Genomic DNA, 14,026 nt, shown 5'->3' with positions numbered 1-14,026 from the left:
GATCGGCTATCGAGACAGGCAACGAACCATCAGACAACGGGGCTGGGCGGAGTGAGGACGGATTGTATTGCTGGCCCCACGGTCTCGACGATGCGGTCATGGTTGGCTGCGACGAGCGTTGGAACGCCGATGATTCGGCGGCTGGTGATGATGCCGACGAGCATCGCTGCCGCGAGGCCGGCGCGCAGGGCCCGGTGGTCGTGGTCGACGGCTCCGGCACCGTGCTCGAGTCGGGCTTCGATGAACTCCCGCAGCTGGGTGTTCGCCTCCTCGTTGACGACTGCCCCGCGCAGCATCGTCATGAGCGGCTCGGACTCTTCGCCGGGCGCTTCCCACGCTTCGAGGAACGCCCGGACGACTCGCTCGCCGAGGTGCTCACTCGGCCCGTCGAACGCCGTGTCGAACCGGGCCAGCGCRGAAGCGGGCACCGCCATGACTGCGGCGAACAAAGCGTCTTTCGACCCGAAGAACTGCATCACCTGCGACGGATCGACCCCCGCGTCAGTCGCGATCCGCCGGATCGTGGTCGCCGCGTACCCGTCGCTGGCAAACCGCGCACTCGCGGCCGCGAGCACGGTGGTCCTCGTGCTCTCCGCACCGGGCCGTCGTCCAACTCTGGCCGAGCGGGTGGCCTGCGATCCGGGGGTCATGTACCGAATCTACCGCTGAGCCCGCTTGTTCTCAACWCTTGTTGAGTTTAAGGCCAATCGGTCGTACGCTCGCTCCGACAACGAGCCCACGGAGGACTCTCGCACGAAGGAGATCGCAATGACCGACCAGAGGATGTACGTCCCCTCGACCCCGCTGCCCGCGCCCCGCACGGGCGTCCTGACCCCGTTCGAGCCGGGCACCCGCACGCTCGAGGCCGGGTTTCAGATCGCACCGCAGTTCAAGCCGCTGCCCGCGGACACGGTGTTCGACAAGGACGTCGCGATGCAGCTGCGTGACGGCACGACGATCCACCTCGACGTCTTCCGCCCGGTCGGTACCGAGCCCGTCCCGGTGATCGTGGCCTGGAGCCCCTACGGCAAGGCGCAGGGCACCTCGGTCAGTGTGATGGGGGTCTTCGGACTCGTCGGGATCCCGAACAGCGAAGTGTCCGGGCTGGAGAAGTTCGAGGCGCCGGACCCGGCGTACTGGGTTGAGCACGGCTACGCGATCTGCAACGTCGACATCCGCGGTGTGGTCGACTCCGAGGGTGACAGTGTGCTGTGGGACCGGCAGGACGGCMGGGACGCGTATGACGTCATCGAGTGGCTCGCCGAGCAGGACTGGTGCGACGGCAAGGTCGGGATGAGCGGCACCAGCTACCTCGCCGTGTCGCAGTGGTTCACCGCCGCCGAGCAGCCGCCGCACCTCGTGGCGATCAACCCGTGGGAGGGCGTCAGCGACGTCTACCGCGACCTCGTCATGCGCGGCGGGATGCCGGACACCGGGTTCGCGCAGCAGCTGCAGGACGGCAGCTTCTTCGGGAAGAACCGTAAGGAGGACATCCTCTCCGAGGTTCACGCGCACCCGCTGATGGGTCCGCTGTGGGAGGACAAGATCCCCGACTTCGACAAGATCACCGTCCCGGCGTACGTCGTCGCGAGCTACTCGAACACCCTGCACACCGCCGGCACGTTCCGCGCCTGGCGGCTCATGGCCAGCACGCAGAAGTGGCTGCGGATCCACAACACGCAGGAGTGGCCCGACTACTACGACCAGGGCAACGTTGAGGACCTCCGCCGCTTCTTCGACCATTTCCTCAAGGGCGTCGACAACGGGTGGGAGACCACCCCGACGGTCCGGTACTCCGTCCTCGACCTCGAGGGCGGTGACGAGATCGCCGTCCCGGCCGACTCCTTCCCACCGGAGGACGCGACCTCGACGATGTACTACCTCGACGCCCGCACCCGCACCCTGACCACCGCCGCCCCCGAGGCTCTAGCCGAGGCCTCGTACGCAGTCGCGGCGAACCCGAACGCGGTGTCGTTCCTCACCCGGTTCGACGAAGAAACCGTGCTCGTCGGCTACCCGAAGGCGCACCTGTTCGTCGAAGCCCGCGACGCAGACGACATGGACCTGTTCGTCCTCGTGCAGAAACTCGACCGGTGGGGCACCCCGCTGCAGGCGTTCACGGTCCCGAACCAGACCGCGATGGCGCACGACCTGACCGACCACGGCGCCACGATCCTCCGCTACAAGGGCTCCGACGGCCGCCTCCGCGTCTCCGCCCGACACCTCGACGAGGCACAAAGCACCGAGGACGTCCCCGCGCACACCTTCGATCGCGTCGAAAGACTCACCCCGGGGCAGGTGGCGGAGATCGAGATCGACCTGTTCCCCGTCGGGCTGCGGTTCCACGCCGGGGAGCAGCTCCGGTTCATCATCAGCTCCCGGAACCTCCTCGGCACCCTCATGCCCGCGATCCGCGAGTACGTCGGCGACAACGCCGGCACACACGTCGTCCACACCGGCGGCGAGCACGCCTCGTACCTGCAGCTGCCCGTCCGGAGCGCCCGATGACCGCCGCGACAGTCCGCCTCGACGCGCAGGACACCGACGCAACGATCGACGGGTACGAACTATTCTCCGCCCGCCGTGCGCTGGAGCTCCTGAAGCGGAAGCTCGGTCGCCAGCGACTCCTCAAGCTGCTCGCCGATGAGATCGCTGCGGGGGACGCGTTTCTCCGCGGTCACCTCGAACGCTCCAGCGGCGAGGAGGCGAGCGGCACCACGACGCTGCGCGCYCGTGGGATCACTGCAGCGCAGTTCGGTGCATGGCTCGGTGCGGCGTTCGCCCGGGAGGACGTCATGCTCGCCGGGCACCCGGAGCACTACGCGATCCACACCGAACCGGGGCAGCTGGTGAACATCGTCGAGACCCTCGATGACCAGGTGTGCTCGTTCTTCATGCGCCCCTGGGACGACAGTGTCATCGTCGACCAGGAACTCCCACCTGCCGCCAGCCGGCCTGCTGGCCGCCGCTCACACATGCTCCTCGCCGACGGCACCGTGGTCGGCTCGATCGCCAACGCCTTCGAGGACGAGGCCGACGGGTTCACCGCACGGCTCTCGGTCACGTTCCCGGCCTCATGTGCGCCCCAGGTGATCGASCAACACCTCGAGCACTTCGCCGTTGAGTTCCGCACCTGGATCCTCCGCGCCGCCAGCGAGCTGTAGGGAGATTGGCCAGGGGGTCAGGTGCTCGCCCACCCCGAAGCCCGTCTCATGTATTGATGGAACGCGAAGACGAACGCCCCGACGGGTCCCCCTCCCGCCGGGGCGTTCTGGTGTCCGGCAGGGGATCGGCTACTGAGACCGCCTGAGCAGCCGCAAGTAGATCGTCACGCGCCATCCAGCCGAAGCGGCCAGGACGAACATGAGGACGGCGAGCCAAGTCGATCCGGTCGGCGAAACGACCTCGACAATCCCGACGACCAAGCAAGCGATGCAGGCGACAAGTGCCGCAGTCAGCGCGATGCGAGCAGGTCGTCCGGCTCCTCGTCGTTTGTTTTCCATGAGCCACGAGCTAACTCGCTCGCGCCCGTTGAGGGATCGTCAAACGAGATGGCGTCCGACCAAATGTCTCCCTTAGAACCAGTGGAGGATGAACTGCTCGAGTACGTTCCGTGCGACTCCTACCACTCCGGGGGCTGGTTCCCCAGCGTCGCGTCCGACGCTCTTGAGGAGCGCGCTCTGCGCAGCCTCGTACTCAGCACGTTCGTCGTCGGTGAAAGTGTCCGGGGGTACGGTCCGACTCGCACTGACGGTTTCCAGCCGACGGAAGCCGTATCGGAAGCCGACTGGCCGCGGCGCAGCCTGGATCAGCTGCAGCAGACGCGCGTGCGAGTAGTTCTCCGAGCAGCGAGCAGCGCGACCGATGAAGTCGGTGAGGCCCAGGAGCCCTGCTTCGGTCGAGACGAGCCGGACCTGAACGAGTCGAGCGCGACTGCAAAGGTCGTACAAGACAGCTTCATCCATCGCGATCCCTCCTCAACCTGGCCGCAAGCCTGCCACGAAGGGCCATCCTGGTGATCCAAGCGAGCAGCGCTGCCCGGTAGAGGATCGGCTATCGGTACGGCTGCAACCCCCGGTCTGCGACGGGAGTGGTGGCGATGGTCCGCGGAGCCCGGAAGCGCACGCGTGAGAAGGTGAACCATGAGCGCCGCGGCGGACGACTCCAGTCGAGACTTCCTGGAGCAGACAGCGGCGATGCAGGAGTTGCTTCCGTACCTGCGAGCTCTCGTGGGCGACGCGGCCGAGATCACCTCAGAGAACTACGGGGGATCTGATCCGGACGGGAGCGGAAGCGACAACGAACGGCCGTCGATCCGGACGGTCTCCGTCCAGCCCCACAACGCCGAGGCCCTGACGTTCGACATCATCTGTGAGCAGTGGATCGTCGTCGAACTCGGGCAGATCGGCGGTCGGTGGGAACTCGGGTACGAAGACGACGACATCGCCCGCGCCAAGCGCCTCGTCGAGGCTGCTGTCGCGGGGCGTGTGATCGAGACGTTCGCCCTGGGACGGTCGAGGGTGACGGCAACGTTCTCCGACGGCACCAGCGAGACCGAGACCGGGTACGAGGGGTGCCTGACCTCCCTGGTGGCGTTGCCTGGTTGGACGAGGTGGGGACGGACGACCCAGTACGAGCCCTACAGAGCGGCCACGCAGAACTGAGACCAGGACCCGGCGAGGGATGCCCTACCGGATCTTGGCTGCCCGGATCGTCCTCACGGTGGCGGCGATGGTCTCCGGGTCACTCGTCGAGGCTGCGTCGACCACGAACGGGTCCTCCTCCACCGGCGCCTCGAAGCTCGCGCCGTGTTCGGCGAGCACCGCGTCGGTGACGTCAGGCCGTCCTGGGTCGGCCCTGTTGGCCAGGACCCGCTGACGTTGCAGCTCTGGATCGACCTGCACCCACACGAGCACGAAGGGAGCCCCCGCCGCTGATGCGGTCGTGCGCCACTCGTCACGGATGAACCGCGGGGACCCGGTGTCGTCGACGACGACGTGGCGTCCGGCGGCGAGAAGCCCACGGGCGCGCTCGTGCGCGATTCGATTGGTGGCCGCCCACTCCTCCAACGGGATGCCTTGCCCGCCGTGCAGACCGCGTTCCTCGTTGATCTGGTCAAGACTCAACAGCTCACCGCCCAGCGCGCTGGACAGTCCAGCAGCCAAGGTGCTCTTGCCCGAGAACGACAACCCACACGTCAGCACCAGCGCCATGCCTCGGACCCTACAGCTGTCGAGGTCCGTCCTGCTGGGCGCACGGACCGTGAGACGGACTGGAGGCACGGTGCCAGGCCGCACCGTCCCTCCAGTCCGTCAGGCGGTCACGCCCGTCAGCTGCGGAGCGCGCGGGCCGCGCCGCTGATGACGACGGCGTCCTCGGCGACCGCCACCACGGGGTCGGGCAGACCCGTGACGGAACCCGCGGCCTTCCGCGCGAGCGCGAGACCGATGCTCCCGGCCAGGGCGCCGAGCCCACCGAGGACCGCGCTCTCGAGCCCGCGGTTCTTACCACCCGTCGTGCCGATCGCCAGGCCCGCGAGCGCGCCGGTGCCGATCCGACCGAGGAGCCCGAGCGGCGCCAGGCGGCTGGGGGTCATCGGGAGCTTGTCGCCGACGAGCTCACCGATCGCGGCCGCGACGAGCAGCCCGCGGCCGGCCGGCGTGCTGAACATCGGCCACTGCTGCCACGAGCCCTTCAGCGCGGGGTCGTCGTGGTGCAGGGCGAGGGCTGCCAGTGGTGTCGCGGAGCGGCCCCCGGTCAGGAAGCCGAGCGTCAGGGCGCGGACGGCGGTGGGCTGCTTGGACATGCGGTCTCCTCGTGTCGGTGTGCTCCCCGCACCGTACCGACGGCGCCCGTCACGATCCTCAGCGAGGGCCGACCAGCCCCGCGGCGACCATGCTCTCGCCCGCCGCGACGATCGCCTCCTCCGCCGGTCGGGGCTCGACGCCGAGCACGGTCCGGAGCCGCTCGTTCGAGACCCGCTTGACGTACCCGAGGTCCGCCGCGACGCCCTTCGCCGCCGGGTCCCACAGGGCCCGGATGCGGATGAGCACGCTCGGGACGCGGCGGGTCGACACGCGGCTCGCGGCACCGCCGAGGTGCGCGCGGAGGACTGCCCCGATCCGGGCGAGCCGGACGGCGGGCTCACCGGTGCCGACGATGAACCGCTGCCCGCGGGCCTCCGGCACGGTGACCGCAGCGACGTGCGCGGCGGCGACGTCCCGCACGTCGACGACGGGGATCGCCAGGTCCGGGTAGGCGCGCATCGTCCCGGTGAGGATGTTCTGCACGATGTGGTTCGCACCGGAGACCCCGTTCCCCATCACGGGCCCGACCACGGCGACCGGCGTCAGGGTGATGAGCTCCATCGATCCGCCCTCGGCAGCGACGAAGTCCCACGCGGCGCGCTCGGCGAGGATCTTGCTCCGGCCGTACGCGTCGACGCCCGGTCCGTCGAGGGGTGACCAGTCCGCCTCGGTGAAGACCCGGTCGGGACGCCCGTGCCCGAACCCCACGGCGTGGAACGCGGAGGTCAGGACGACACGTCGGACACCGGCGTCCCTGGCGGCGCGGAGCACGCGGAGGGTGCCGTCGAGTGCGGGACCGATGACGGACTGCTCGTCCGCGACAGCACCCGGCATCACCGGGGAGGCGACGTGCACGACGACGGAGACCCCCGCGGCGGCATCCCCCCAGCCGTCGTCGTGCAGGAGGTCCGCCGCCACGAACGTCAGTGCCGCGCCGCGCGTCATGCCGGCGCGCTCGAGGACCGTGCGGACGGCGGACTCCTTCTCGAGGGACCGGATCGTCGTCCGGACGGTGTGCCCCTGGTCGAGGAGCTGGAGGATGACGTGGCCGGCGATGAAGCCGGACCCGCCGGTGACGAGGACGTGTTCGGGGGACTGTTCCTGGGGCATGCGTCGATGGTGCGCCCGCCGGGGTGCCCGAGCCAGGTCCCCCGCGACACTGGTGCCGCTGGGGAGTACCCACGCCACGCGGCCGGATGGCTACCGTGGCGACATGACCGACGAACCGAACCAGCTCGGCGAGTACCTGCGAGCCCGACGCGAACTCGTCACACCCGAGCAGATCGGCATCCCGGTGGTCGGCTCGCGGCGGGTCCCGGGACTCCGCCGCGAGGAGGTCGCGATGCTCGCCGGCATCAGCGCCGAGTACTACCTCCGCCTCGAGCAGGGCCGCGACCGCAACCCGTCCGCCCAGGTCCTCGGGGCGATCGGCCGCGTGCTGCAGCTCGACGACGACGCCTACCTGCTGAGCCTCGTCGCGGACACCCCCCGGCGCCCCCGCCGCCGTGTCCGCCGGGAGACGGTCCGACCGAGCACCCTGCGCCTCGTCGCCGAGCTCCCGTTCCCGGCCTTCGTGGAGGGCCGCGCGCTCGACGTCCTCGCCGCGAACCCGCTCGCGACGGCGCTCTCCCCGCGACTCGCCGTCGGCCGCAACCGGCTCCGGGACGTCTTCCTCGACGAGGCCGAACGCGCCCTGTTCGCGAACATCGAGGGGGCGTCCGCGGCGTTGGTCGCCGGGTTCCGCCGGGCGATCGGCACCGACGTCGACGACCCGCGCGTGATCGAGCTCGTCGGCGAGCTGTCGGTCGCGAGCCCCGAGTTCCGCCGGGTGTGGGCACGGCACGACGTCGGACCCCGGGCCGGCGCGACCCTGACCTTCGACCATCCCGAGGTCGGCGCGATCCGACTCGACCGCGAGAAGCTCGGCGTCACCGACTCCCCCGGGGCGATGCTCGTGGTCTACCACGCCGAACCGGGCACGGAGTCGGCCGACAAGCTGGCGATGCTCGCGTCGGCTTCGCTCACAGCGTCTGCGCCCCACCCGCGAACCCCGTCGGCGGAGCATCGCGACGCCTAGGTTCGAGCCATGGAACTGATCTTCGTGCACGGCGCCCTGGTCCGCGACGGCGACTGGTGGTGGCGGCCGACCGCCGAGCTGCTGCTCGAACGCACCGGCATCCGCAGCCGATCGGTCGCGCTGCCGTCGTGCGGTGAGACCACGCCGGAGGACGTCGCCGGTGGGCTCGTGGCCGATGCCGGAGCACTCCGGGCCGAGCTCGACACCGTCGACGACGCGATCGTGGTCGCGCACTCGTACGGCGGGACGGTCGTCGCCGAGGCCGGACACCACCCGGCCGTGCGACACCTGCTCCTCGTGTCCTCGTACCTGCCGGACGTCGGCCAGGCGCAGGGACAGATCATGAGCGGCGAGTCCGACCCGGTGGCGATCGGCGACGCCGGGGACGGCAGGCTCGGGGTCGTCGGGTACTCCGCCCGGACGTTCGGGGATCGCTTCCTGCAGGACACCGACGACACCGTGCAGGCGGAGGGCTTCGCCCGGGTCGCGCCCCAGGCAGCGGCCTCGTTCACCACCCCGACGACCGCGGCGGGTTGGCAGGGTGTCGACTCGACCTCCCTCGTGTGCGTCGACGACCGCAGTACGTCGGTGGCGCTCCAGCGCTTCCACGCCGAGCGCGCGACGCGGTCCGAGGACGTCCCGACAGGGCACCACCCGTTCATCTCGCGCCCGGACATCGTCACGGACACGATCGAGCGCATGCTGCGCTGACACCGCCGGACGGGAGGCACGGTGCGGTCTGGCACCGTCCCTCCCGCCCGGAACGGATCACGCGCCGGACGGGAGGCTCGGTGCGGTCTGGCACCGTCCCTCCCGCCCGGAACGGATCACGCGACCGGCAGCCACACCCGCATGGTCGACGGACCGTCGTTGGCCCACGTCGCGTACGGCACGAGTGCCGCAGCGTGCGGCGCCGACCGGACCGGATCGGCGTCGTCGTACGGCCAGGCGTCCGTCGACGCCGTCGTCTCGAGCACCGTGACGTCCGCGCCGCCCTCGGTCGTGACCAGTGCGGCCGACCGGTCGACGACGGTGTCGTTCACCGACGGCTCGTCCGCGGGACGTTCGAGGCAGAGCACGAGCGGACCGCGCTCGACGGCCACGGTGCCGCGCACTGCGTCGATCCGCGGATCCGGTGTCACCCACCGGGCCGTCATGGGCAACCGCAGCGCGACGGTGTCCCCGGCGGCGAACGTGCGGGTGACCGTCGCGACGGGTCCCTCGACCTCGACCGGGGCCTCGTCACCGACCTGGAGTGTGGCGCCACGAGCCCACGCCGGGACCCGGAGCGACAGGGCGACCGGGCCGGCGGTGTCGGTCCGGGCGGTCACGAGGACGTCACCGTCCAGCGGGAAGCCGCTCGCGACGGTGAACGACACCGGCCCCGCGGTCTCGAGCGTCGTGTCGACGTCGAAGTCGCCGTACTGGTGGACCTGCACGCCGTCGGCCGTCCTCGTGGCGAAGTACAGCTCGACGCTCGCCAGGGTCCGAGCGACGTTCGTGGGGCAGCACGACACCTCGAACCACGGCGCCCTGAGGCTCGCGAGGGCACGGGCGTTCAGCTCGACCTCGTCCGGGACCGTCCCCGGGACCCGCTGGTGGAGCGTGTTCGTGTAGAAGAACGCGGCACCGTCCGCCCGGGGCGACGCCATGACGGTGTTGAGGAGCGTCCGCTCGAAGAGGTCGGCGAACCGGGCGTCACCGGAGCGCAGCAAGAACCGCCACGACAGCATGTTCGACCCGATCCCCGCGCAGGTCTCCGAGTAGGCACGGTCCGGCGGCAGCTCGTGGTCGGCGCCGAAGGCCTCGTCCTGGTGGTGCGATCCCATCCCGCCGGTGATGTACGTCCGGGTGGCGACGGTGTGCTCCCACTGGCGTTCGACGGCTTCGGCGAGGGCGGTGTCACCCGTCTCCACGGCCACGTCGATCGCGCCTGACGCCAGGTAGAGCGCGCGGACGGCGTGCCCGCGGAACACGTCGGCCTCGCGGATCGGCACGTCGTCCTGGAAGTACTCCGGCCCGTAGCCGATCGGTCCGAGGAGGCCCCGGCCGCGTCGCTCGACGAACAGTGCGGCGAGCTCGGTGTAGCGGGTGTCGCCGGTCGCACGGCCGAGTTCGGCGAGCGCCGGTTCGATCTCCGGGTGCCCGCACACCGCCTCGCGGCCGTCCGGTCCGAACTCCGCGACGAGGTGGTCGGCGAGCCGGATCGCGACGTCGACGAGCACGCCGGACCCCGCCGTGCGGATCCTCGCGACGGCCGCCTGGATGAGGTGCCCGAAGCAGTACAGCTCGTGCCCCCACTCGAGGTTGGAGTACCGCGGGGGCTGCCACGCCCGGCCGAAGCTCGTGTGCAGGTACCCGTCCGGCTCCTGGGCGGCGGCGACCCTGGCGACGAGCCGGTCGTAGCGGTCCTGCAGGTCCGGGTCGGGGTGGGTGTCGTGGCCGAGCTCCCACGCCATCCCCTCGAGGAGCTTGTAGATCTCGGAGTCGATGAACTCGATGCCCGCGTGCTCCCACCCGACCGCGTCGGAGGCGGCCAGGTCGAAGTTGCCGATCCAGCCGATCCGCTCCATCCAGGTCTCGCAGTGCCGGAGCACGACCTCGGCGTTCCGGCGCTGCCACTCGAGCCAGTACCCGCCGGTCAGCCGGATCTCGCCGGAGTGCAGCGGGGTGAGCGTCGTGGTGCTCGGGGCGACGGGTCCGCCGCGGAACGCAGCCGTGCCGTCCGGGGTGGGTTCGTTCGCTGTGGTGCCGATGTGGGTCATTCGGATCAGTCCAGACCTCGGGTGGAAACCGGTTCCGGTCGCACGGTACGCGGCGCACGGGGTGGACGCCCGTCACGCGGCGCGATCAGCACAGCGCGGTCAGAACACCGCGACCGTCATGCCCGCGTCCGTCGCCGGGCGGTCCATCGCCTCGATGGCGGCGGGCAGGTCCGCGAAGCCGATCGTGCGCCCGAGCGATGCGTCGGGGCGGAGTCGCCCGGCCACCACGTCGTCGAGCATCGCCGCGTACTCGCCGACCGAGATGCCGTGACTGCCGAGGAGCTCGAGCTCCTCGCTGATCACCCGACCCATCGGGATCGCCGGCGCGGCCTCGTCGTCGAGCAGCAGACCGACCTGCACGTGCCGCCCTCTCGGACGGAGCGACGCGACCGCGGCCACCGACGTCGCACGGCTTCCGTACGCGTCGACGGACACGTGCGCACCGCCGTCGGTGAGCGCCCGGACCTCGGCGATGGCGGTGCCGTCGGTCCCCGCTGCGCCCGCCGAGGACACCGGGGTCGCGCCGAGGGCCGCGGCTCGCTCCAGGGCGGCCGCGGAGACGTCGACCGCGACCACGCGCGCCCCTGCGGCGACGGCGACGATCACCGCCGAGAGCCCGACACCGCCGCAGCCGAACACCGCGACGCGCTCGCCGGCAGCGATCCGCCCGCGGGCATGGAGTGCGTGGTACGCGGTCCCGAAACGGCATCCGAGCCCAGCGGCCTCGGCGAACCCGATCGCGTCGGGCAGCGTCACGAGGTTGAGGTCGGCGTGCGGGACGACGAGCTCGTCGGCGTAGGAACCCGGCAGCGTGAAGCCCGGCTGCTGCTGGCGGGTGCAGACCTGCGTGGCGCCGTCGAGGCACTCGGGGCAGGAGCCGCACGCGAACACGAACGGCGCCGTGACACGCTCGCCGACACGGTGGGCGGTGACCTCGGCGCCGACCGCGCTGACCACGCCGGCGAACTCGTGCCCGGGGACGTGCGGGAGCTGCACGGAGTCGTCGTGCCCACGCCAGGCATGCCAGTCGCTCCGGCACACGCCGGTCGCCCGGACCTGGACGACCACCCCGTGCGGCGGGCACGGGGTCGGCTCGACGTCGACGATCTCCGGTGTCGCCCCGAACTCCTGGTACCGCACTGCGCGCATCACGCCATCCTGCCAGGGCGCCCGGGGTCGGCGCCCCGGTCGGCGGTCGGTTCGGTGGTCGGTTCGGCGGTCAGGTCGGCGGTCGAGAAGTGCAGAACTGTCGGGTCAGGCGTCCGACCCGACAGTTCGGCACTTCTCACCCGCCAGACGAGCGGCCGGACGCGGACGCGGGCGCGCCCGCCCGGCTACGCCGCGACGCGCGAGTGCGCCTCGGCGAGGAGCTCGACCGAACGCAGCCGCTCCGGGGTGGTGAGCGACCCGTGCGCGACGATGACTTCGTCCGCGTCGGCGGTGTGCGCGAACCGGGTGACGTAGTCGTCCACTTCGTCGGCGGTCCCGACACCCGTGTAGGTCGTCATGCTCTGCACGTGCGCGCCGATCGGGCTGGCCATGAGCTGGTCGAGCTCGTCGTCCGCGAACGTCTGTCCGACGGGGATCTGACCGCTCTGCCGCAGGAGCATCATCAGCCGGGCACGCTTGACCGCCGCGAACTGCACCTCGGCGGCGTCGTGGTCGTCGGCCGCGATCGCGTTCACCCCGGCGAGCACGTACGGCTGGTCGAGCTGCTCGGACGGCTGGAAGTCCCGCCGGTACACCGCGACGGCATCGTGCAGCGCGTCGGGCGAGAAGTGCGACGCGAACGCGTACGGCAGCCCGAGCGCCGCGGCGAGCTGTGCCCCGAACAGCGACGACCCGAGGATGTAGAGGGGCACGTTCGTCCCGGCCCCGGGCGTCGCGCTCACACCGGCGACCCGCGACTCACCGGCCAGGTAGGCCTGCAGCTCGAGCACGTCCTGCGGGAACTGCTCCGACGACCCCGGGTCGCGCCGCATCGCACGGAACGTCCGCTGGTCGCCGCCGGGTGCACGCCCGAGGCCGAGGTCGATGCGCCCCGGGTACAGGGTCGCGAGGGTGCCGAACTGCTCGGCGATCGTCAGCGGCGAGTGGTTCGGGAGCATGACGCCGCCCGACCCGAGGCGGATCGTCGAGGTCTGGCTCGCGACGTGCGCGATGAGCACCGAGGTCGCGCTCGAGGCGATCGACGGCATGTTGTGGTGCTCGGCGTACCAGACCCGCCGGTACCCGCTCCGCTCGGCCTGCTGCGCGAGGGCGACGGAGGCGGCGAAGCTCTGCGCGGCGGTCTCTCCGGGAGCGATGGGTGCGAGGTCGAGGATCGAGAGCGGAACGGTCATGCAGGGGGCAACACCGACGGCCGTCACCGTGTTCCCACCCACACCGAGACGGACGGGAGGCGCGGGTCGGCCTGGCACCGTCCCTCCCGTCCGGGACGAACCGACCGACGGACGGGAGGCGCGGGTCGGCCTGGCACCGTCCCTCCCGTCCGTCGCGCCGTCCGCGCACCGCGCGGTCACCGGGACCATCGGTTGACGACCGATCCGACGAAGGTATGACGTTCGGCGGAACGGTCACCGGACCCGTCCGACACGGTGCACCGTGGAGGCATGCACACACCACTGAGAGCAACCCTGTTCATCGCCGGAGCGGCCGCCCTCGTCTCGCTGGCGGGGTGCTCCGGCCAGTCGGTCGACCCCGGCCCCAGCACCACCCCGAGCAGTAGCCGGTCGGCCTCCGCACCCGTGACCTCCGCGGCGGCGGGGACGTCGACCACGACACCGTCGAGCACCCCGTCCGCGTCGTGCGGACCCGCAAGCGGCGCCGAGGCAGCGTCGGCGGCAATCGCTGCGCTGCCGCTCCCGTCCGGGCTGGAGGGGAACAAGTGGGACGCTGCGAACGCGGACCACTCCGGCTACGACGCCTGCGCGGCGCTCTCGTGGTCAGTCGTGACGGTCGATGGCGGCACCCCGAGCTCGCCGTACGCGGTGCTGCTCTTCCACGACGGCTCGTACCTCGGCACCGCGACCTCGAGGCAGTACGGGTTCTCGCCGACGGTCACCCGGACCGGCGCGGATGCGATCACCGTCACGTACCGGTACGCGAAGGCCTCGGACAGCAACGCCGACCCGACGGGCCGCACGACCGCGACCTACACGTGGGACGCGTCCACCGGCAAGGTCGTGATGACCGGGGACGTCCCGCCCGAGGGATGACCGGCCGCCTCGACCGCCCGGTCATCCGAAGGTCGACTCGTCCGCGCCGATGGTCCAGGATCGTCTCGAGGTCGTTGTCGGCCGGTCGCGGCGGCTCCTAGTGTCTGGCAGGTCGGCACCTGACGGACCGCGTCACACCCCGCCGACGACGAGCAAGGA

The 14,026-nt window shown here is 71.1% G+C and carries 13 protein-coding genes; 6 read left to right on the top strand and 7 right to left on the bottom strand.

Translation table 11 applies throughout. From position 1 onward, the window contains the following. Positions 1-29: 29 nt before the first annotated feature. Positions 30-650, bottom strand: coding sequence for a TetR/AcrR family transcriptional regulator (locus ASF23_RS17085; RefSeq protein ID WP_055956594.1), 621 nt, complete (start codon positions 648-650; stop codon positions 30-32). Between the two features lie 118 nt (positions 651-768). On the opposite strand from ASF23_RS17085, the gene ASF23_RS17080 reads away from it, so the two are divergent. The 3 genes from ASF23_RS17080 to ASF23_RS17065 all read left to right on the top strand — a co-directional run bounded on the left by ASF23_RS17080 (position 769) and on the right by ASF23_RS17065 (position 4,664). After that, on the top strand, positions 769-2,508 hold the full coding sequence (locus ASF23_RS17080) for a CocE/NonD family hydrolase (RefSeq protein WP_055956591.1): 1,740 nt from the start codon (positions 769-771) through the stop codon (positions 2,506-2,508). Continuing rightward, positions 2,505-3,164 (top strand): hypothetical protein, encoded by a 660-nt coding sequence (locus ASF23_RS17075; RefSeq protein WP_055956588.1) that lies wholly within the window; start codon positions 2,505-2,507, stop codon positions 3,162-3,164. The genes ASF23_RS17080 and ASF23_RS17075 overlap by 4 nt, the downstream gene beginning before the upstream one ends. 978 nt (positions 3,165-4,142) lie before the next feature. After that, entirely contained in the window at positions 4,143-4,664 is a 522-nt protein-coding gene (locus ASF23_RS17065) for a hypothetical protein (RefSeq protein ID WP_055956583.1), read from the top strand. A 24-nt stretch (positions 4,665-4,688) separates the two neighbouring features. Here ASF23_RS17065 and ASF23_RS17060 read toward each other — a convergent pair whose 3' ends face one another. The 3 genes from ASF23_RS17060 to ASF23_RS17050 form a co-directional block, all read right to left on the bottom strand. After that, positions 4,689-5,213 carry an AAA family ATPase gene (locus ASF23_RS17060; protein WP_055956580.1) on the bottom strand — a complete coding sequence of 175 codons (525 nt, stop codon included), beginning with the start codon at positions 5,211-5,213 and terminating at the stop codon, positions 4,689-4,691. Positions 5,214-5,329: 116 nt separating this feature from the next. Continuing rightward, positions 5,330-5,806 carry a DUF4126 family protein gene (locus ASF23_RS17055; protein WP_055956577.1) on the bottom strand — a complete coding sequence of 159 codons (477 nt, stop codon included), beginning with the start codon at positions 5,804-5,806 and terminating at the stop codon, positions 5,330-5,332. 58 nt (positions 5,807-5,864) lie between these two features. Continuing rightward, a complete protein-coding gene (locus ASF23_RS17050) occupies positions 5,865-6,917 on the bottom strand; it encodes an NAD-dependent epimerase/dehydratase family protein (RefSeq protein ID WP_055956574.1) in 1,053 nt (350 codons plus the stop codon). Positions 6,918-7,020: 103 nt separating this feature from the next. On the opposite strand from ASF23_RS17050, the gene ASF23_RS17045 reads away from it, so the two are divergent. Continuing rightward, entirely contained in the window at positions 7,021-7,884 is an 864-nt protein-coding gene (locus ASF23_RS17045; RefSeq protein WP_055956571.1) for a helix-turn-helix domain-containing protein, read from the top strand. Positions 7,885-7,893: 9 nt separating this feature from the next. Continuing rightward, positions 7,894-8,595, top strand: coding sequence for an alpha/beta hydrolase (locus ASF23_RS17040; RefSeq protein WP_055956567.1), 702 nt, complete (start codon positions 7,894-7,896; stop codon positions 8,593-8,595). A gap of 116 nt (positions 8,596-8,711) precedes the next feature. Here the strand turns inward: ASF23_RS17040 and ASF23_RS17035 are convergent, their stop codons facing one another. The 3 genes from ASF23_RS17035 to ASF23_RS17025 form a co-directional block, all read right to left on the bottom strand. Further along, entirely contained in the window at positions 8,712-10,649 is a 1,938-nt protein-coding gene (locus ASF23_RS17035) for a glycoside hydrolase family 127 protein (protein ID WP_055956564.1), read from the bottom strand. 99 nt (positions 10,650-10,748) lie between these two features. Next, positions 10,749-11,798 carry an alcohol dehydrogenase catalytic domain-containing protein gene (locus ASF23_RS17030; protein WP_055956561.1) on the bottom strand — a complete coding sequence of 350 codons (1,050 nt, stop codon included), beginning with the start codon at positions 11,796-11,798 and terminating at the stop codon, positions 10,749-10,751. A 185-nt stretch (positions 11,799-11,983) separates the two neighbouring features. Further along, the gene (locus tag ASF23_RS17025) at positions 11,984-12,991 is read right to left on the bottom strand and encodes an LLM class flavin-dependent oxidoreductase (RefSeq protein WP_055956558.1); all 1,008 of its coding nucleotides are present in this window, start codon (positions 12,989-12,991) and stop codon (positions 11,984-11,986) included. 270 nt (positions 12,992-13,261) lie between these two features. Between ASF23_RS17025 and ASF23_RS17015 the strand changes: the two genes are divergently transcribed. After that, the gene (locus ASF23_RS17015) at positions 13,262-13,867 is read left to right on the top strand and encodes an LppP/LprE family lipoprotein (protein WP_055956552.1); all 606 of its coding nucleotides are present in this window, start codon (positions 13,262-13,264) and stop codon (positions 13,865-13,867) included. Positions 13,868-14,026: the final 159 nt, after the last annotated feature.

Source organism: Curtobacterium sp. Leaf261, assembly GCF_001422205.1.
GTDB lineage: Bacteria > Actinomycetota > Actinomycetes > Actinomycetales > Microbacteriaceae > Curtobacterium.
Note: the sequence above shows the minus strand (reverse complement) of the source record. Positions and strands in the feature narration are given on the sequence as shown.